Source organism: Nocardia sp. NPDC058666, from assembly GCF_042714895.1.
In the GTDB taxonomy this organism is placed as follows: Bacteria; Actinomycetota; Actinomycetes; order Mycobacteriales; family Mycobacteriaceae; genus Nocardia.
On record NZ_JBHXRY010000013.1, the window covers coordinates 118,234 to 137,133 of the forward strand.

Annotated in this window: 16 protein-coding genes, 3 tRNA genes and 1 pseudogene; 10 read left to right on the forward strand and 10 right to left on the reverse strand. The window is 66.7% G+C overall.

Annotated elements, in window-relative coordinates; genetic code table 11:
* The first annotated feature begins 44 nt into the window (after positions 1-44).
* The gene (locus ACFWVD_RS23810) at positions 45-1,247 is read left to right on the forward strand and encodes a cysteine desulfurase-like protein (RefSeq protein ID WP_379246270.1); all 1,203 of its coding nucleotides are present in this window, start codon (positions 45-47) and stop codon (positions 1,245-1,247) included.
* Positions 1,248-1,330: 83 nt separating this feature from the next.
* On the opposite strand, the gene ACFWVD_RS23815 is transcribed toward ACFWVD_RS23810, so the two are convergent.
* Positions 1,331-2,314, reverse strand: coding sequence for an NAD(P)H-quinone oxidoreductase (locus ACFWVD_RS23815; RefSeq protein WP_379246272.1), 984 nt, complete (start codon positions 2,312-2,314; stop codon positions 1,331-1,333).
* A gap of 83 nt (positions 2,315-2,397) precedes the next feature.
* Between ACFWVD_RS23815 and ACFWVD_RS23820 the strand changes: the two genes are divergently transcribed.
* Positions 2,398-2,482 (forward strand) — tRNA-Ser (locus ACFWVD_RS23820).
* A gap of 197 nt (positions 2,483-2,679) precedes the next feature.
* On the opposite strand, the gene ACFWVD_RS23825 is transcribed toward ACFWVD_RS23820, so the two are convergent.
* The 3 genes from ACFWVD_RS23825 to hisC all read right to left on the reverse strand — a co-directional run bounded on the left by ACFWVD_RS23825 (position 2,680) and on the right by hisC (position 6,075).
* A complete protein-coding gene (locus ACFWVD_RS23825) occupies positions 2,680-3,456 on the reverse strand; it encodes a DUF2382 domain-containing protein (protein ID WP_379246274.1) in 777 nt (258 codons plus the stop codon).
* Between the two features lie 168 nt (positions 3,457-3,624).
* Positions 3,625-4,707: a nitric oxide synthase oxygenase gene (locus tag ACFWVD_RS23830; protein ID WP_379246276.1), complete on the reverse strand. Its 1,083-nt coding sequence runs from the start codon at positions 4,705-4,707 to the stop codon at positions 3,625-3,627.
* A gap of 297 nt (positions 4,708-5,004) precedes the next feature.
* On the reverse strand, positions 5,005-6,075 hold the full coding sequence (gene hisC / locus ACFWVD_RS23835) for a histidinol-phosphate transaminase (RefSeq protein ID WP_379246278.1): 1,071 nt from the start codon (positions 6,073-6,075) through the stop codon (positions 5,005-5,007).
* An 89-nt stretch (positions 6,076-6,164) separates the two neighbouring features.
* Between hisC and ACFWVD_RS23840 the strand changes: the two genes are divergently transcribed.
* From ACFWVD_RS23840 to ACFWVD_RS23850, 3 genes are all read left to right on the forward strand, one after another.
* Positions 6,165-6,869, forward strand: a complete 705-nt coding sequence (locus ACFWVD_RS23840; protein WP_379246279.1) for a dienelactone hydrolase family protein — start codon at positions 6,165-6,167, stop codon at positions 6,867-6,869.
* Positions 6,870-6,962: 93 nt separating this feature from the next.
* Positions 6,963-7,052, forward strand: a tRNA-Ser gene (locus ACFWVD_RS23845).
* Between the two features lie 40 nt (positions 7,053-7,092).
* Positions 7,093-7,165 (forward strand) — tRNA-Arg (locus tag ACFWVD_RS23850).
* A 58-nt stretch (positions 7,166-7,223) separates the two neighbouring features.
* Here ACFWVD_RS23850 and ACFWVD_RS23855 read toward each other — a convergent pair.
* Entirely contained in the window at positions 7,224-8,285 is a 1,062-nt protein-coding gene (locus ACFWVD_RS23855; RefSeq protein WP_379246281.1) for an isopenicillin N synthase family dioxygenase, read from the reverse strand.
* Positions 8,286-8,415: 130 nt separating this feature from the next.
* Between ACFWVD_RS23855 and ACFWVD_RS23860 the strand changes: the two genes are divergently transcribed.
* Entirely contained in the window at positions 8,416-9,594 is a 1,179-nt protein-coding gene (locus ACFWVD_RS23860) for a nitrate ABC transporter substrate-binding protein (RefSeq protein WP_379246283.1), read from the forward strand.
* A 44-nt stretch (positions 9,595-9,638) separates the two neighbouring features.
* On the opposite strand, the gene ACFWVD_RS23865 is transcribed toward ACFWVD_RS23860, so the two are convergent.
* Positions 9,639-10,364 carry a maleylpyruvate isomerase family mycothiol-dependent enzyme gene (locus tag ACFWVD_RS23865; RefSeq protein ID WP_379246285.1) on the reverse strand — a complete coding sequence of 242 codons (726 nt, stop codon included), beginning with the start codon at positions 10,362-10,364 and terminating at the stop codon, positions 9,639-9,641.
* 165 nt (positions 10,365-10,529) lie between these two features.
* Complete coding sequence (locus ACFWVD_RS23870; protein ID WP_379246287.1) at positions 10,530-11,210, reverse strand: DUF998 domain-containing protein; 681 nt, start codon at positions 11,208-11,210, stop codon at positions 10,530-10,532.
* A 127-nt stretch (positions 11,211-11,337) separates the two neighbouring features.
* On the opposite strand from ACFWVD_RS23870, the gene ACFWVD_RS23875 reads away from it, so the two are divergent.
* Positions 11,338-11,466 carry a hypothetical protein gene (locus tag ACFWVD_RS23875; protein WP_379246289.1) on the forward strand — a complete coding sequence of 43 codons (129 nt, stop codon included), beginning with the start codon at positions 11,338-11,340 and terminating at the stop codon, positions 11,464-11,466.
* 11 nt (positions 11,467-11,477) lie between these two features.
* Here the strand turns inward: ACFWVD_RS23875 and ACFWVD_RS23880 are convergent.
* Positions 11,478-11,888 (reverse strand): annotated as a pseudogene (locus ACFWVD_RS23880) (very short patch repair endonuclease); the annotation flags it as partial.
* A 245-nt stretch (positions 11,889-12,133) separates the two neighbouring features.
* Complete coding sequence (locus ACFWVD_RS23885) at positions 12,134-13,267, reverse strand: DNA cytosine methyltransferase (RefSeq protein ID WP_379246368.1); 1,134 nt, start codon at positions 13,265-13,267, stop codon at positions 12,134-12,136.
* Positions 13,268-13,577: 310 nt separating this feature from the next.
* Here ACFWVD_RS23885 and ACFWVD_RS23890 point away from each other — a divergent pair, with 310 nt between their 5' ends.
* From ACFWVD_RS23890 to ACFWVD_RS23900, 3 genes are read left to right on the forward strand one after another with little or no spacing between them, the layout of a single operon-like run.
* On the forward strand, positions 13,578-15,326 hold the full coding sequence (locus ACFWVD_RS23890; RefSeq protein ID WP_379246370.1) for an ABC transporter ATP-binding protein: 1,749 nt from the start codon (positions 13,578-13,580) through the stop codon (positions 15,324-15,326).
* A complete protein-coding gene (locus ACFWVD_RS23895; RefSeq protein ID WP_379246291.1) occupies positions 15,323-17,176 on the forward strand; it encodes an ABC transporter ATP-binding protein in 1,854 nt (617 codons plus the stop codon). Before ACFWVD_RS23890 ends, ACFWVD_RS23895 begins: the two co-directional genes overlap by 4 nt.
* A 49-nt stretch (positions 17,177-17,225) precedes the next feature.
* Entirely contained in the window at positions 17,226-17,843 is a 618-nt protein-coding gene (locus tag ACFWVD_RS23900) for a putative glycolipid-binding domain-containing protein (RefSeq protein ID WP_379246293.1), read from the forward strand.
* A gap of 92 nt (positions 17,844-17,935) precedes the next feature.
* On the opposite strand, the gene ACFWVD_RS23905 is transcribed toward ACFWVD_RS23900, so the two are convergent.
* A complete protein-coding gene (locus tag ACFWVD_RS23905) occupies positions 17,936-18,883 on the reverse strand; it encodes a prephenate dehydrogenase (RefSeq protein WP_379246295.1) in 948 nt (315 codons plus the stop codon).
* Between the last annotated feature and the right edge of the window lie 17 nt (positions 18,884-18,900).

Below are 18,900 nucleotides of genomic sequence, written 5' to 3' on the forward strand. Positions count from 1 at the left end.
CACGCGGTTACACCGGGACGCCCGCTGCCCTTAAAGTGGCCACCATGACTTATGACGTCGCGAGGGTTCGGGGCCTGATACCGTCCCTGGGCGACGGCTGGATCCATCTGGACCCGCAGGCGGGGATGCTGGTTCCCGATTCGGTATCTCGTGCCGTCTCAACAGGTTTCCGTACCTCCTCGTTCTCGCATACCGGCCGCCACGGTGCGGCATCGCGCAGCGGCGCGATCCTCGAAGCCGCCAGGGAAGCGGTCGCCGATCTGGTCGGCGGAGATCCGGCCGGTGTCGTACTCGGACCCGATCGTGCGGTCCTGCTGGCCTGGTTGGCCGAATCCTTGAGCTCGCGACTGGGCCTCGGCACGGGCATTGTGCTCTCGCGCCTGGACGACGAAGCCAACGTCGCCCCGTGGCTGCGCATCGCCAACCGCTACGGCGCGCACGTGCGCTGGGCCGAGGTGGAGATCGAGACCTGCGAGATGCCGTCGTGGCAGTTCGAGGAGCTGATCGGACCCACCGCGCGGCTGGTCGCGCTCACCGCCGCGTCACCGATCGTGGGCTCCGCGCCGGGCGTGCGGGTGGCGGCGGATCGGGTGCACGACGTGGGCGGATTGCTGGTGGCCGACGCGTTCGGCGCCGCACCGTACGCGCTGATCGACATCGACGAACTCAACGCCGACGTGGTCGCCTTGAGCGCACCCTCATGGGGTGGCCCGCAGGTGGGCGCGCTGGTGTTCCGCGACCCCGCGTTCCTGGACCGCATCCCGTCGATGTCGCTGAACCCCTATGCCAAGGGTGCTGAACGTCTCGAAGTCGGCGGGCACCAGTACGCGCTGTTGGCCGGGCTCACCGAGTCGATCGAGTTCCTCGCAGGCCTGGACGAACGCGCCACCGGCACCCGCCGCGAACGGCTCGAGATGTCGATCACCTCGCTGCAGGACTATCACGACCAGCTGTTCGACCACCTCATGCAGGTGCTCGAGAAGATCGAGAACCTGACCGTGATCGGCCGCGCCTCCACCCGCATCCCGACGGTCAGTTTCACCGTGGCCGGGATGCAGGCGGAGAAGGTGGCGGCCAAGCTCGCCGATGCCAGGATCGGCACGGTCAGCGGGGTGCACGGCGGGAGCCGACTGCTGGACGCGCTCGGGGTGAACGACGAGGGCGGTGCGGTGACCATCGGGTTGGCGCCGTATACGACTCGGTACGAGATCGACCAGCTCGGGCGGGCGCTCAGTTCGTTGGAGTAGCCACGCCCAGCGCCCACTCTTCGGCGAAACGGTCGAAATCTCTACCATCGCGGCGAAGAATGTCCGCTGAGCGTGGTTGTGGGTCAGTCGCGCACCTTCAAGATCACCTTCCCGAACGCCCCCGCCTCGTCGAGCAGCTCCTGCCCCCGAGCCGCCTCGGTGATCGGCAACTCCGCGGAGATCACCGGCACGATCTCGCCCGCGGCCACCTGCGGCCACACCTGCGAACGCACCGCCGCGATGATCTCGGCCTTACTGCCCGGCCCCTGCCGTGGACGACTGCGCACATTCGTCGCATGCACCGTGCCCCATTTACGAAGCAGCGCACCGATATTCAACGATCCGGTATTGCCGCCCTGCATCCCGATGATCACCAACTGCCCGTGCGGGGCCAACGCTTCGACGTTGCGTTCCAGATAGACCGCGCCCATATTGTCCAGGATCACGTCGGCCCCGCCCTGGTCCGCGAGCACCGTGACGAAGTCCTCGGTCCGATAGTTGATCAAGATCTGCGCCCCCAACTCCGCGCACTTGGCCAGCTTCTCGTCCGACCCCGCCGTCACCGCCACCCGCGCCCCCAGCCCGCGCGCCACCTGAATCGCCTGCGTGCCGATCCCGCCACCCCCACCGTGGATCAACACCAGCTGCCCCGCCCGCAACCCCGCCGTGAGCACCAGATTCGACCACACCGTCGCCGCCACCTCCGGCAACCCCGCCGCCGCCACCAGGTCCATCCCCGCCGGCACCGGCAACAACTGCGTCGCGGGCACCGCCGCGTACTGCGCGTACCCACCCCCCGCCAACAGCGCACACACCCGATCCCCGACCTGCCAATCGGTCACCCCCGCCCCCAGCGCCACGATCGTCCCCGAACACTCCAACCCGAGAATCGAACTGGCATCGGCAGGCGGCGGATAGAACCCCTTCCGCTGCATCACATCAGCCCGATTCACCCCCGCCGCAACAACTTCCACCAACACCTCACCGGGCCCCACCTCCGGATCGACCGCCACAGTCCACTCCATGACCTCGGGCCCACCGAACCCGTTCAGCTCAATCGCATACATGGAGGTAATCCTGCCCCCACGCCACCCCGCTCTCCAGAACCCACGCCGCTGCCACGGGGTGCATCGGCTACGATCCATGCCAGGGAGACGTGGCAGAGCGGCCGAATGCACTCGCCTTGAAAGCGAGCATGGGTAAAACCATCGGGGGTTCAAATCCCTCCGTCTCCGCGCTGTTCCGCCTCTCCGCGTATTCAAGCCAGACTTGGGTGCGTGGGGAGGCGTTGACGCGGCCGGGGGTGGGTTGGTGGGCGGGTTTGCTGTTGTTGGGGGAGTTACCCATGTTCTTGCGTGATCAGTTGGTGGGATTGGACCTCCGGCCGCCCACCTGGTGGTGGGCGGCTCGGTGACTGATCTGCTGTACTGGGTTACTCGGTCTTGCGGGGGTCGTTGATTCCTTCTGCCTCTACTCGTTCCTTGCGGACGGTGTCGGAGATGGTTTTCTCGTCGGCTACCTCGTCTACTGCCAGGCGGACGCGTTCTACCGGGACGGTTTCCTTTTGGACGTGGACCTGGTCGGCGTGCAGGGTTACCTCGCGGACGTCCTCGCCGATGGTGGTGCGGGTGGTGCGGTCGCCGGTGATGGGTTCGCGTTCGATGTGCACTTCTTCGTGGGTGACCGGGACCTTGATGGTCTGCTCCTCGGTGACCACGTACTTGCGCAGGCGGGCGGTGCCGACCTCGGTGTTCTCGGTGTCGACGCGCAGTTGCTCTTCGGAGCGCACCATCGAGTCGTCGGCGTGCTTGGGCTGGGCCGGGATGCCGTGCGTCATCGGGGCGTCGTCGCCGGGGCGAATCTGCTGACGGCCGTACGTATTCCAGCCTGCCGACCGCGGGTCGACGTGGTAGTGCTTGAACAGTTCCTGCTCCGATTGCGCGCTGATGCGGCCGCCGTTGTCCAGGTGCGGTGCGGACTTCACCTGTTCCTTGTCCACGTGCAGGCGCAGCGTGTCGTCGTCGGCCTGGTGTTGCGCGCCGGCCAGCGGTACCAGCGAGTCGCCGCTGAACAGGCCGGTCGAGACGGCGGCCCAGGTCGGCGAGCCGGTGTTGTTGTCGATGTAGATCTGCTTGACCTTGCCGATCTTGTCGCCCCGCTCGTCGAACGCGGTGCTGCCGATCAGCGATTCCAGTGTTGCCTTGCTCATGATGATTCCCTCCTACCTGGTGCGGAGGCCGCGCGGACATGGGTGTTCCACTCGTGCGCACCGCTGGGTTTTTGGGTGATCAGGTGGTCCATAGCGTCCGGCGCTACCGGACTCGGCTACATAACAGCAAATACCCGGCCACTGGAAGGTCAAACAACCTGTCGTGGATCAGTCTCGACGCACGAAATTAGGTCGAATGTCCAGGTCTGGGGCGTCGTAGTAGCGGTGGAAGGTGGGCGTCAGGCCCGACGAGATGGGCGGGTTGACCCAACTCCAGTCGGTCGGGCAGCCACGCCCCGCGGCCTCCTCGCGTTGGACGTGATCGCAGAATTGCTTGGCCACGGTGTGGTGGTCGACCATATGTACGCCGGATGCTCGGAAACTGTGCAGCACAGCATGATTGAGCTCGATCAGCGCCTTGTCCCGCCATAGCGTGCGCACCGATGACGTATCGAGACCCATCATGTCCGCGATCAGCGGCAGCATGTTGTACCGATCGGTGTCGCTGAGATTGCGCGCGCCGATCTCGGTGCCCACATACCACCCGTTGAACGGAGCGAAGGGGTAGCAAACCCCGCCGACCTCCAAATCCATATTCGAAACAGCGGGCACCGCATGCCATTTCAGTCCCAGCCTGCCGAACCACGGGTAGTCGGGATGGATCAGATCCACCTCACGGACCAGTTCGCGCGGCACGTCGAAATACCGCAGGCCCTCGGTGGGCGTGCTGATCACCACCGGCAGCACGTCGAACGGCGTGTGCGCCCCACGCCAGCCCAGCTCCGCGGCCTGTTCGGTGGCCGCGATGTTGGCCGGATCGCCGGTGACCGTGCCGTCGCCGTTGCGATAACCGGCATAGCGGATCAGCTGCGAACTCTCGATCCGATACTGCCCACCGCCGGGTTCTCGCGCCGGACCGACCGTGATCATCGACTGAATCGCGCCCCCGTTGGTGGCCAATCGCAGATGTTGCCAGCACACTTCGGAAAGGTCCCGCGCAGAAGTAACTCCGCGCGCATCGAGCAATTTCAAGGAACGCCAATGTTTGCGGCCCACGCAGCGCGCGTGATTGCGCCAGGCCAGTTTCGCGCCGATCAGAATTTCCTCGGCGGTCTGTCGATAGGTGCCGGTGTCACGTAATTGCGCCAGCGCGTTCAGGCGTCGCGACACGGGCAGATGCCCGAGTTCGGGGTAGCGGAAGAACTCGTCGCAGTCGCGTAACCGGCGGTCCAGCTCGACCGACGGCGGCACCGCGACATCGGAAACGACTGGCGCAGAAGGTTTTTCGCAGACAGTGGGGCGAGAGCCTTGGTTCACGATACATCTCCGGTCGGGCAGCAGGATGCGAGGCCGCGCGGAGGTGCCCGTGGTGCGGGAAGATCGCCCGCCGAGAACGCCCTGCTCGACCGGTGGCACGCGCCGACCGGGGTAATCGGTCGGCACCGAAATCAACTTCGGGCCAGCCTATTACCGGTGTGCTGGCAGTGTGCTCGAATTCGCGGTAATCCTTCCGCGACCGACGTCAAGGGTTGCTGACCGTATGCCGCTCTATCGAAACTGCGCCGCGTTTTCCGTGGCGAAGGCGAGGAACTGATCGTTCTCGTGCGGGTCGCCGATCGTCACTCGCACACCGTCACCGGCGAACGGCCGAACCAGCACGCCCGCGGCGGCACTGGCCTGCGCGAAATCGACACTGCGCGCACCCAGCGGCAACCACACGAAATTGGCTTCGCTGGCAGGCACCTCGTAGCCCGCGACCAGCAGCGCATCGCGCACCCGATGCCGTTGTGCCACCAGCACATCGGTGCGATCGAGCAGCTCACCGCGCGCCTGCAGCGACGCGATGGCCGCGGCCTGCGCGACCCGGTTCACGCTGAACGGGATGTGCACCTTCAGCAACGCCGAGATCACCTCGGGATCGCCCACCGCATAGCCCACGCGCAGACCGGCCAGACCGTACGCCTTCGAGAAGGTGCGCAGCACAACCACATTCGGCCTGCCACGGGCGATCTCGACACCATCGGGACGCGTCTGGGGGTCCAGTCGCAGGTATTCGAAGTAGGCCTCGTCGAGCACGACCAGCACGTGCGCGGGCACCCGATCCAGGAACCGTTCCAGCTGCGCGCGCCCGTGGGCGGTGCCGGTGGGGTTGTTCGGATTGCAGACGAAGATCAGCTTGGTGCGCGGCGTGACCGCGTCGGCCATCGCGTCCAGATCGTGCAGGTAGCCGTCGGTCAGCGGCACCGTCACCGCGGTCGCGTTGCCGACCTGCGTGACGATCGGGTACGCCTCGAACGAGCGCCACGCGAACATCACCTCGTCGGTGGGGGCGTCGCAGGTGATCTGCACCAGTTCCTGACACAGCGCCACACTGCCGCAGCCGACCGCCACATTGGCCACGGTCACGTCGAGGAACTCCGCGAGCGCGGTCCGCAGCTCGGTGACCTGATTGTCCGGGTAGCGGTTGGCCAGCTCGGCGGACTCCGCGATCGCCTTCGTCGCGCTGGGCAACGGACCGAACGTGGTCTCGTTGGACGCGAGCTTCACCGCATCGGGGTGGTTGCGGCCGGGAACGTAGGCCGGAATGGTGGCGAGATCGGGGCGGATATGCGCGGTCACGCCTCCACCCTACGACCATCGGCCGCCGCGACATGCGGTACGGGCGCCTATCCCTACCCAAGACCAGTTTCGCCGCCTACGCTGGGTTTATGCCGGGCACCTACAACGATGTCGCCCCTTTGCGGTCCGATGCCGGCGCCGCGCGTCGCGCCACCGTGCCGATCACCGTGGTGGAACCTGCCCGTGCGGCCCGCGGCGGGATCGTCGTGCTGCACGAATCCCGTGAGTTCTCCCCCCGAATGCTGAACCTGATGCAAGCGTTATCCGACGAAGGCTGGATGGTCGTGGCGCCGCACCTGTTCGACCGCATCGCCGACCCCCAAGCGCGCGAGGTCTTCGGCGATGAGCTGTTCGACGACTTCGACGCAGGCTTCGACTGGCTCACCGGCCGCGGCCTGTTCCCCGACACCATCGGCGTGCTCGGCTTCGACTCCGCGGGCACCGCCGCCTTCCTCGTCGCCGCCACCCGCCCGATCGGCGCCGCGGTGAGCGTGGCCGCCCCCGGCATCACCGACCCCCTGCCCGACCAGAACGCCGCCCTCATCGACGTCGCCGCCGACCTACAAGCCCCCTGGCTCGGCCTGTTCGGCGCCGACGACCCGGCCACCCCACCCGAAGCGGTCGAGCGCCTGCGCGAAGCCACCGCCAACGCCGATGTGGCCAGTCTCACCATCACCTACCCCGGCCTCACCCACCGCGCCGACCGCCCCGACCCCGACGACGACGAGGCCACCGCCATCCGCCTCGATTCCCAGACGCGCATCTACGACTGGTTCGACAGCAATTTACGCTGATTGACCAGGCGTTTTGGACTACTACCGCTGCTCGTGTAATCTTCATTCCCGGCGGTTCGACAAGGACCGGTGCCCTCGAAAGAGAAGGCTCCAGGAGGCGTGCCAGAGCGGCCGAATGGGACTCACTGCTAATGAGTTGTCCCTTCACGGGGACCGGAGGTTCAAATCCTCTCGCCTCCGCCATACCCAGCTTGCTGGGTAACAACTGAAGATGCACCACCATGCGCCCGTAGCTCAACGGATAGAGCACTTGACTACGGATCAAGAGGTTAGGGGTTCGAATCCCTTCGGGCGCACCGAAATCGACCCCGTATCAGCCGATACGGGGTCGATTTTTTCGTAGGCGGGCTCGGGTCACTCCGGGCTGATCGCTGCCAGGACTCTGGCGGTTTCGCGGGCGGTGGGCGGGATGCTCAGGCCTTTGAGGCCGGCGACCTTGGCGTTGATGTTGTCGGCGACGGTGATCGGGGGGTAGCCCTGTTCGCCGGGGGCGACCGTGCCGGGCAGGGGTTCGATGACCGCGTCGTGGTTGCCGTCGAAAAAGAAGGCGGCCGAGCGGCGACGGCGGATGTGGCCGTTCACGATCGGTGGGTCGACGCGGTGCAGGGTCGACATCCAGCGGTCGTTGGTCCAGCGGGCCATCGCGTCGCCGAGGTTGATGAGCAGGGCACCCTCGGCGGGCTGCACGTCGTGCCAGTGGCCGTGTTTGTCGAGCACCTGCAGGCCGGGGACGCGGTCGGCCCACAGGATGGTGAGGATGCCGAAGTCGGTGTGCGCGCCCATGCCGGTCATGTCGCCGTCCAGGCGCAGTTCGCCCTCGGGCAGGGCGTAGTTGTTCATCTTCAGCGCGTCGATGGAGTAGTCGGTGAGCGTGTCGAAGTAGTCGATCGGCAGGTTCAGAGCTGATGAGAAGGCGCGCAACAGGATTCGGGACAGCTGTTGCGCATGGGCGAAGTAGGTGTCGATCGCGGGGCGGAAACCGGGTGCGGCCTCGGGCCAATTGTTCGCGGCATACGACGAGGCGGGCAGTTCCAGGCCGGGGAAATCGGCGCTCTGGGTGCCGACGATGAACGCCTCGTAGAAATCGTTCATCTGGTTGGCGGAGGGCAGGCCGAGGCTGCCGCTCAACGATTCCGAACGCGGCGGGGAGTAGCCGCGATTCTCCGAGGTCGAGCGGCGGTAGCGCTTCTTGACCTCGAGCGGCAGCGCGAAGAACTCGTCGAGGGCGGCGGCGAACGCTGCGAGCACCTCGTCGGGAATGCCGTGGCCGACGATCTGCATGAAACCGACCTCGCGGCAGGCGGTGTCGATATCGGCGGCGACGGCGGTGCGACCGGCGTCGTCGGAGTCGGTCAGGAAGGGCGTGATGTCGATGGTGGGAACGGTGAACGTGGGCGTCATCCGTTCACGGTCCATTGCATGTATTGCACCCGCATTACCGAACCGGAGGAAGAACAGACATGTAGTGAGCATGTAACGGCCCCGAAACTGCCCGGACGTTGCATGTAGACGTCGCGCACAACGCCGCGACGGCGAGGAGAACGACATGCAGAACCACCGACACCGCAGACGCGCCGCCACCTCGGCAGCAGTGCTACTTGCGGCAGTGTTCGCCGTGGCCGGTTGCGGTACCGACAGCGCGCAGCAGGGCGGCACGGCCGTCGCGCTGGAACCCGCCGCGCCCGCCCAGACGCTGCGTGGGGTCTGCCCGGACACGGTCACCATCCAGCTGCAGTGGCAGCCGCAGTCCGATCAGGGCGGGCTGTTCCAGCTGCTGGGACCCGGCTATCAGGTGGACTCCGAGACCAAGTCGGTGGAAGGGCCACTTGTCGCGGGCGGTAAGGACACCGGTGTGCGGTTGCAGCTGCGCGCGGGCGGGCCCGCGATCGGGTTCCAGTCGGTGCCGTCGCGCCTGTATGTCGACGACAAGATCACGCTGGGAGTGGTGCACGGCGAGCAGGTGATCGCGGCCAGTGCGGCCAAGCAGGTCGTCGCGGTCACGCCGCTGCTGAAATACAGTCCCTCCATTCTGATGTGGGATCCGGCCAGTCACCCGGACTGGAAGTCGATCGCCGATATCGGCCGTTCCGATGCGCCCGTCGTGGTGTCGAAGGAGCAGATCTTCCCGCAGTGGCTGGTGGCCAAGGGGCTGCTGAAGAAGTCGCAGATCGACACCGGATACGACGGCGCCCCAGCGCGTTTCGTCGCAGACCCCACCATCGCCCAGCAGGGATTCGCCAGCGCGGAACCCTACGTCTACGAACACGAGGCCCGCGCCTGGAAGAAGCCCGTCGCCTACGACCTGATCAAGAACTCCGGCTTCGACACCTACGCCTCGAACCTCACCGTGCGTGCCGACAAGCTCGACGGACTGGCCTCATGCCTGGCCAAGTTGGTGCCGATCGTGCAGCAGTCCGGCGCCGACTTCGCGTCCGCACCGGCGGACACCAATGCCAAGGTGGTCGATATCGTCTCTCGCACACCGGCATTCAACCCCTACCCCGCGGGTGAGGCGGAGTTCGCCGCCAAGCAGCTGCTCGAACTCGGTCTGTTGGCCAACGAGTCCGATGGCTCCTTCGGTACGTACGAGCAGGCTCGAACTCAGCGCAACCTCGACGACCTGCGGCCGATTCTGGTTGCGGGCGGTGCGGCCATTCCGTCGGCCTTGACCGCCGGTGAGATCTTCACCAACCGCTTCACGGACCCGAAGATCGGTATTCGCTGACCGCAAGGAACCTCCGAACTGTGAGGGGCGGAGGTTCCTTCGGCCTACTTCCAAGCAGGCAGCGGCGGTAAGGGGCCGGTGAGGTCGCTGCCAGTGGTGCGGCCGAGCAACCAGCCCAGGATGGCGTTGGCGGGGCCTAAGACGGTGTGGTGGGGGCGGCCTGGGCCTACGGTGGCGATGAAATCTGTGTCGGTGGACTGGATGTCGAAGGTGGGGGTGGCTTCGGGGAGCAGCTTTGTCGACAGGTCGGTGATGGCTTCGGGGAGTAAGCGGGCCACGAACGGGGCTGGCCAGTCGGCGGGGGTGTAGCCGATGTCGAGGTCCACGTGGTGGATTTCGGTCTCGCGCAGGCGCATCCAGGGGACCTGGTCGGCGGTGAGGATGCCGCCCTGCCGGTTGCGGACCTCGGCCTGCCAGTCCGCGGGCGGCATGGTGACGGCCACGGCCTGCCAGCGGTGTGCGGTGGCGGTGAAGTCCGCGTGCTGCACGGTCAGTGGCCGGGGTGCGCCGGCCTCGATGTCGGCATCGCGCACCGCGACACTCGGGTACTGCGGCATCTCGATCCCGGTGCGAGCCCACAGCAGCAAATTCAGCAGACTGTCGGCATTGCGCGACACATGAGCCAGCACATGCCCCCGAGTCCACCCCGGTAACAGCGACGGTTCGGCCAGGGCCGCATCGGTGAGCGTGCCGATCGCGGCATCGAAGCGCGCGGTAGACGCGGCAACCTGATCGAGCAGGTCGGTGGGAGTTGCTGTTTCGCTGGTCACAAATCCGACAGTAGCGCCCCGACCCCCACCCGACCGCCGATAACGCCGCCATAGAAATTGCCCTGTGGATAACTTCTAGCCTGTGGATAACTCGCGTATTTGGACCGTTTACGCCACAGTCCAACGGCGTGCTCGTGTGACAATTCGGCACGTTGTCGATCGTCGTCAGGCAGTCCGTTCGCGTGCTTCGATGAGGACCGCGGCGGCGAGGGCCAGTAGCCAGATCGACATGGTGCCTACCTGGATGCGTTGGGCTATGCCTAGGGCGTAGGAGCCGGGGAGGTTGTCGGCGATCATCATCCAGAGGGTGGCGGTGGTACCGAGGATGAGTACGGCTACGCCGAATTCGCGCAGGATTCGCCAGCGGTGGTAGCGGTAGGCGGCGGCGCTGAAGGCGAAGGTGGCTACCGCTATCGAGGTGACGGCCAGGGTGCTGGTCAGGGCGTGGGGTTGGTGGAGTTGGGGGAACAGGCCGCTGTCGCCGCCGCAGGTGGGGTCGCCGGGGGCGCAGTCTTTGAGGGGGAGCAGGGTGTCGGCGATCGTGGACGCGCCGAAGCAGATCAGGGCGATCCAGCCGATCGTGGTCAGGCGGCGGCGTGGGAAGACGAACAGTGCGCCGAGGGCGGCGGGGATCAGGAGGAAGCCGACCACTTTGTCGGCGGTGGCGAACACCTCGCGGTAGGGCTTGCCTTCGGCGTCGAGTTCGCTGAGGAATTGGTTGACCGGGTCGGAGTCGATGGGGAGCACGAATTCCAGCAGCCAGGACGAATAGCACAGGCCCGCGAGTGCGATCGCGAGCGCGATCAGCATCGAGTAGCGGCGGGTGTGCCGGGCGGATTCGGTCACATCGACCATTGTGCGCGCCCGATCCCGACCCACCGGATCAGGCGCGTCGACAGCGCGGACGTGGTTTCATCAGGTTTCTGTCAGGTTCACCGGGCAGGGTGGGTGGTAACCAACGGAGAGGTCCTCGATGAGCTACGTGATCGCGCTGGCAAGCTTCGCAACGATCCTGGCGTTGACGGTGTCCGGCTTCGTCGCGGCGGAAGCGTCGCGGGTACGAGTGCGGGTCCGCGCCGAAAGCGCACCGCACAGTCGCTGAGTATCGCAAGGTCAACCAGGTAATCGCGCCCGCACGAGTGACCCGATCCGCTCGGCCGCCGCGTGCGGATCTTCGTGCTCCCATACCCGAACGACCAGCCAACCGGCCTCGGTCAACGCGGTATCAGTAGCCCGGTCTCGGGCCACGTTCCCGGCCAGTTTGTCGGCCCACCACTGCGCGTTGTTCTTGGGATCGGTCGCGTGTTCGGGACATCGATGCCAGAAACAGCCGTCGACATACACCGCGATCCGCAGGCGAGGAAACACCACGTCAGCCCGTCGACGCTGGCCCTTGATGGGCGCGCGATCGACGAAATAGCGCAGGCCCGCACGGTGTAGCTCCCGGCGTAAGGCCAGTTCGGGGGCGGTATTTGCCCGTCGCTGCCGGGACATGCGCGCGCTCGTCGCCGCGTCGGTCGGCGGCTTTGGCGCAGCCGATGACGTCGCAAGTGACGAGCTCTCGCCAGCCGGGGGCGAACCAGAGTCGGGCGGAGGCGAACCAGAGTCGGTCGGAGGCGGAGCAGAGTCGGCCGGGGTCGGAGCAGAGTGGGCCGGGGTCGGAGCAGACTGGGCCGGGGGCGAACCAGAGTCGGCCGGGGCCGGAGCAGAGGTCGAGCCCTGCGCGGGAGTTCGCCCGGGTGATTCCCGGTCGTCAGCCCGCCGGGCGCTCATGCCGCCCAGCCGCCCATGCGGTCGAGGTGATCGCGGACGTCGTCGAGGAAACCCGGTGGAAAGCGGAGATTTCCCATCGAGGTGCGGCGGAGGAAGCCGGCGGTGGCTCGGGGGGAGAGCAGGCGAGGGTCGGTGAGGAAGTTTTTGAGGTCTTCGTAGGGTTCGTAAACCGGCCAGGTCGACAGCGGCACTCGGTGGATGACGCCCGCGTGGCCCCATGCGGCGCTGGGCCAGGGTTGGCCCGGATCCATCGGCTCGCCGAGGGTGAGGGGGTCGGAAGGGGCGGCCAGGCGTTCGCCGACCCAGTTCGCCATGCGGACGCTCACCGCGTTGCCGACCAGTTTCCAGCGATGGCCGTGGCGCACGCCCGGTACGTCCAGGGCGGGGGCGGTCCAGTCGATGTCGAAGCCCTGTAATCGTTCGCCGTCGGTGATGCCGGGTGTCACGATCTCGCCCGCGGGCAGTCGGACAGCGGGCGGGCTGGCGATGCCGAGACCGGAACCTCCCTTGAGGGTTGGCACCGCGTTCACCGCCCAGCCCAGGCCGCGCACACCTTCGGTCCAGTAGAAGCCGCACGGGTCGCAGTCGGGGTCGCCGTAGTCGCGCGGCCCCGCGTCGTCGCCGAACAGGACCTGGCGCGGATCTTCGGTGCGCGAGGCCAACATCAGCACCCGCTGACGTCGCTGCGGCAAACCGAACGCGCGCCCGTCAACGACCCGGTACGCCCACATATACCCGAGGTCCTCGAGCGCTTCGGTGATGTGGCGCATGGCCGCACCGCGCCCCAGCTGCAGCATGAACGGCACGTTCTCGATCAACAACCACCGCGGTCCACGCTGCCTGCGCACGAGCCGAAAGACCTCGTCCACCAGCCCGGATCGCCGTCCGGTGATGCCTGCGGTGCGGCCTGCTTGCGAAAGGTCCTGGCAGGGAAAGCCCGCCGCGACGAGCTCGGTCCCGGCGGGCAGCGAACGCAGGCGGGTGATGTCGCCGTGCAGGTCGGTGTCGGGGAAGCGCGCCGCAAGTACCCCCTGCGCGCCGGGGTCGATCTCGCACAGCAACTCCGAGGACCAACCGTGCCTGCTCAGGCCGAGTTCGAGCCCGCCGATCCCGGCGAACAACCCGACCATCCTCGACAACGAGACTCCTGTGTTGGTTGGAGCGCCACTCGCGCCTGCGTCGCATTGTATCGGGGCGGCCGATCGCCCCGAACGGCCGCAAACGAGCTGGAAAATTCGGTGGCCGGGGGTGGGGGTGCTCTGGGACTGTAGAAGGACCGAACTTGTCGGACCCTGGTGCGAACATCATCTTGGGTCCGTTCCGGAAATCAACCAGCCAGCCGGGCATCAAGGGGGAGTTTTGTCTGTCACATCAGAGTTGGCGGCCGCCGAATCGGAGGCCGACAGAACTCAGCGGCGTGTGCCGCGGTCGGGTGGGGGAATGCGGCCGCTGTGGCGATTTCTGCCGTTCCTGCGGCCGTTTCGAGTGCCGTTGATCGCGGCGAACCTGTTGGCGATCGTCACCGCGAGCACGGCGATCGCGATTCCGTTGGTGATCGCGCGGGTGATCGACGGGCCGATCGCGCGACGCGATTTCGCGGGCCTGCTGCTGCCGGTGGGGTTGGTTTTCCTGCTCGGATCGCTGGAATCGTTCGGGATGTGGGGCAGGCGTTGGCTGGTGTCCAAGCCCGCGGTGACCTTCGAAACCACCATGCGCGCAAAGCTGTTCGCGAAACTGCAAGCCCTGTCGATCGGACGGCATGACGGCTGGCAGTCGGGTCAGCTGCTGTCGCGCGCCATCGACGATCTGGTGGTGATGGGTCAGTTCGTCGCGTTCGTCGGCCCGTTCCTGATCGTCAACAGCGTGATCATGCCGACCGGCCTCATCGTGTTGTTCTCGATGAATTGGCAAGTGGGACTGATCTTCACGGTCACCTCGCTGCCGCTCACCCTGTTCTGCGCGCGCTTCGTGCGCCGGTTCGAGACCGCGTCGCGGCGTTCCCAAGACCAGTCCGGCGACCTCGCCACCATCGCGCAGGAATCGGCGCAGGGCGTGCGTGTACTCAAGGCACTGGGTCGTGGACGGTTCTTCGGTGCGCGATTCACCGCACTGTCGCGCGAACTGCAACGCACCGAGATGGTGAAAGTCCGCTTGGACGCCACGCTGTGGGCGGCGTTGGTGACCTTGCCGACCATCTCGATCGCGTTGTCGCTGGGTGTGGGCGGTTACGCGGTGGTGCAGGGGTCGATGACGATGGGCACGCTGGTCGCCAGTATCGCGCTGGCGACGTTTCTGCAGTGGCCGATCATCTGGCTGGGTTTCCTGCTCGCGGAACTGTTCGAGGCGCGCACCGCCGCGGATCGGTTCTGGGAAATCATCGACACGCCACTGGATATCACCGACCCGCCGAAGCCGGCCGTTTTGCCGACCCAGTTGCGCGGTGAACTCGTCATCGATGGTGTCCGCTTCGCCTACCCGGTTACCGGCGATGGGCAGGAAAAGGCTGTGCTGGAAGGGGTTTCGCTGCGGATCAGGCCAGGCGAGACTGTCGCGCTAGTCGGTGCGACGGGGAGCGGCAAGACGGCGCTGCTCGAGCTGATCCCTCGGCTGCACGACGTGACCGACGGCAGCATCACCATCGACGGGATCGACATCGCCACCCTGCGATTAGCCGAGCTGCGCCGGGTGGTGACGGTGGCTTTCGAAGAGCCGGTGCTGTTTTCGGCCAGTGTGCGCGAGAACGTGGCGCTGGGCGACCCGCACGCCACCGATGACGACGTGCGGCAAGCACTCGACATCGCCCAGGCCAGCGAATTCGTCGACGCGTTGCCGTGGGGCCTGGACACTCGGATCGGCGAGCAGGGGATGAGTCTGTCCGGCGGGCAGCGCCAGCGGCTGGCACTGGCGCGGGCCGTGCTCACCGGCGACACCGAACCCACCGGCCGCATCATGGTCCTCGACGATCCGCTCTCGGCATTGGACGTGGAAACCGAAGAGCGAGTGCAGGAACGGCTGCGTTCGGTGCTGTCCGGCGCCACCACGCTGTTGGTCGCGCATCGCCCGTCCACCGCGGCACTGGCCGACCGCGTTGCCCTGCTGGTCGACGGGCGGATCGTCGCCGAAGGGCCACACGAGAAGTTGTTGCGCACCAGCAGTCACTACCGCGAATTGATGGGAGGGCAGGCATGAGCACCGTGACATCGGAAACCGCTGTGCCGCAACCGGATGCGGACCTGGAAGCCGACTGGCGTGGCATCGCGAAGGAAGACGATACCGTCACCGGCACCGGAAACCTGGTGTTGGCCGCGCGATCTCGCCGACTGCTGCTGGATCTGGTGCGGCCCTACCGCAAGCAGGCGATCTTCACATTCCTGCTGATCCTGCTCGACAACGCCGCGAAAGTATCGCTCCCGCTGTTCATCGCCTACGGGCTCGATCGCGGGATCAGCCAAGGCCGCCAAGGCAATTGGACCCCGATGATCACCACGGTCGGCGGTTTCGTCGCGGTGACACTGCTGTCGGGGGTTACGACGTTCGTGTTCCTGCGGGCTTCGGGATCGCTGAGTCAGCGGGTGCTGTTCGACCTGCGGGTGCGGGCGTTCCAGCACACCCAGCGGTTGAGTGTGTCGTTCCACGAGAACTACACCTCGGGCAAGGTCGTCACCCGACTCACCAGCGATATCGACTCCCTGCACAAGCTGCTCGAGGGTGCGCTGAATCAGGCGTTGAGCGCGGTGATCTCTGTGGTGACCATCGCGGCGCTGCTGATCTGGCTCGACCCGCTGCTCGCCGCGATCGTGCTGCTGGGGTTCGTGCCGCTGGTGTTGGTCACCCGGTGGGCGCAGCGGCGTCAACGGGCCGGCTACCGACGGTCGCGTGGCGCGATCGCGCGGGTGGTCGTGCAGTTCGTCGAATCGATGAGCGGTATGCGCGCGGTGCAGGCGTTTCGTCGCGAACAGCGCAACTCCGATGTGCTCGATGTCGAGGACGCCGAGTACCGGCGGGCGGTCATCACCGCGATCCGTGGGATGGGCGACTACGTCGGGCTGACGAACTTCGTCGGCAAGGCCACCACCGTCGTCGTGCTGCTGGTCGGCGCCTGGCAGGTGATGGAGGGCAACCTCGCGATCGGTGTGCTGGCCGCGTACCTGCTGTACCTCGACCAGTTCTACGGACCGCTGGACGAACTCGCGCAGGTGTTCAACTCCTACCAATCCGCCGCGGCGGCGCTGGAGAAGATCTCCGGTGTGCTCGAGGAAGAACCGGCTGTCGCCGAACCCGAGCACCCGGTCGAGCTGGAACGCGCGACCGGTGCGGTGCGCATGGACAAGGTCTGGTTCGGCTACAACGCCACCGAGGTGCTGCCCGAATTCGACCTGGAGATTCCGGCCGGGCAGGTGATCGCGCTGGTCGGTGCGACCGGTGCGGGCAAGTCGACGTTGGCGAAACTGCTCACCCGGTTCTACGACCCCAGCGGCGGCGTCATCACGCTCGACGGTGTGGATCTGCGCGAGCTGGCCGACGCCGAGTTACGCAGGCACGTGGTGATGGTCACGCAGGAGGCCTACCTGTTCTCGGGCACCATCGCCGACAACATCCGCCTCGGCAGGCCCGACGCGACCGACGCCGACGTCACCGCGGCCGCGCGGGCGGTGGGGTTGGACGCGTTCGTGCGCGGGCTGCCCGACGGGTACGACACCGACGTGCGAACCCGTGGCGGCAGACTCTCGGCGGGGCAGCGGCAGTTGGTGGCGTTCGCGCGGGTGTTCCTGGCCGATCCGGCGGTGATCGTGCTCGACGAGGCCACCTCCAGCCTGGATATCCCCGGTGAGCGGCTGGTTCAGCACGCGCTCGAGACCCTGTTACGCGACCGCACGGCCGTGATCATCGCGCACCGACTGTCGACGGTGGCCATTGCCGACCGGGTGCTGGTGCTGCACGGCGGCCGGATCGTCGAAGACGGTTCGCCCGCCGAGTTGATCGCCGGCCAGGGACGCTTCGCCGGATTGCACGCGGCGTGGCGGGATTCGCTGGTGTGAAGCGCCCGTGTTGTGTAGCGCCGGGGCCGGTGTCGCTTACCGTAGAGAGGTGACGACCCCAGCCCCGGGCCCGGCCGACGGCCCCACCGAGATCAAACCGCCGTCGCGGTGGCCTTCGGTGCTCACCTGGCGTGCCCACGACAACACCCGCATGGAATCGGTGCGCGTGACGCTGAACGGCAATCGGATCAGGGCAGCCGGGCGATTGATCGGCAGCGCCGGCGACGAACACCCGGCGTTCAGCGCGTCGTACGACCTGGTCACCGATGAAGCGGGCGCTACGCGTCGGCTGTCGCTGCGCACCACCACCGCGGCCGGTGAACGTCACGCCTCGATTTCGCGCGATGACGAGAACTACTGGCTCGTCGACGCCGGCGGCACGCACGTGCGCTCCACTTTCGGCGGCGCGCTCGATGTCGACGTGGTGCTGAGCCCGTTCTTCAACACGCTGCCGATTCGCCGGTTCAGCCTGCAGAACGCCGTCGGCGACGTGCAGGTCCCGGTGGTCTACGTGCGGCTGCCCGACCTGTTGGTGCAGGAAGCCGAGCTGACCTACTCGAGCGCGGCCGACGGGATCAACGTCCTGTCGCCGGTGTCGAGCGCGACGCTGAAGGTCGATCCGGAAGGTTTCGTCCTGGACTACCCGGGGTTGGCCGAGCGCGTCTGATCTCGAAGCGGTTCGCGCACAAGGCGATACAGCCACGCTGCACAATCGGCCGAATGCCGACATCCCGCGTCGCGGCCCGACCGCAGGCGAGTTCAGATCGCGCGTAGCACTCCACCGTCGCGACCTGCGCGTTGCAGTTCGCCCAGCCAATCGTCCGACCCTGGGACGACACCCGTGATATCCCAGCTCGCACGCTCGTCATAAGCGGTGCGCCCGCGATAACCCGTCTCGACAACCCCGCGCAGCGACCCCTGCGCACGCAGGGATTCCCGCGCAGTGACCAGTGTCTCGATCGCCTCGTCGAGCACCCGCCCCAACGCGGTCGCGTTCGGTTCGCAAATAGCCCGCACGAGGTCGGGCGCGGTACCCGCCACACGAGTCCCATCGCGGAAAGACCCAGCCGCCAGACCGAGCGCCAACTTCCCACCAGCGGCCCCCGACGCGGCCAACGTTTCCGCCAACACATGCGGCAGATGCGAGATCCGAGCGACCGCCTGATCATGCTCGGACGCAACCACCGGAACCACCACAGACCCACAATCCAAAGCCAGCCGCACCACCCGCGACCACGGTTCCACCCGTGTACCCTCGTCTACCCCGACAGCCCACACAGCACCGCGAAACAGCGTGGAATCTGTTGCAGCCCACCCTGATTCGGAAGTACCGGCCATCGGATGCCCACCCACATACAACCCCTCGAGCCCATGCTCACGCACCGCGTCCAACACCGGCCCCTTCACACTCACCACATCGGTCAGCGCACACCCGGACGCATGCGCGGCGATCTCGCCCAGCACGAAATCCACCGCAGGCATCGGCACCGCGATCACCACCAACGCGTCCACTTCCGCGGCCCGGCGCAGCACCTCGACCAGGTCCCCCGACACATCGAATCCGTCCGCGCGCGCCGCGACCACCCCCGATTCCGACCGGTTGTACCCGAACGCCGCATATCCTGCCCCCACGGCCCCGCGCAGCAGCGAACCACCGATCAGGCCGGTTCCCAGGACGCAGACAGCCCCACGCTGGTCGATTTTCATGCGAACAGATTGGCACA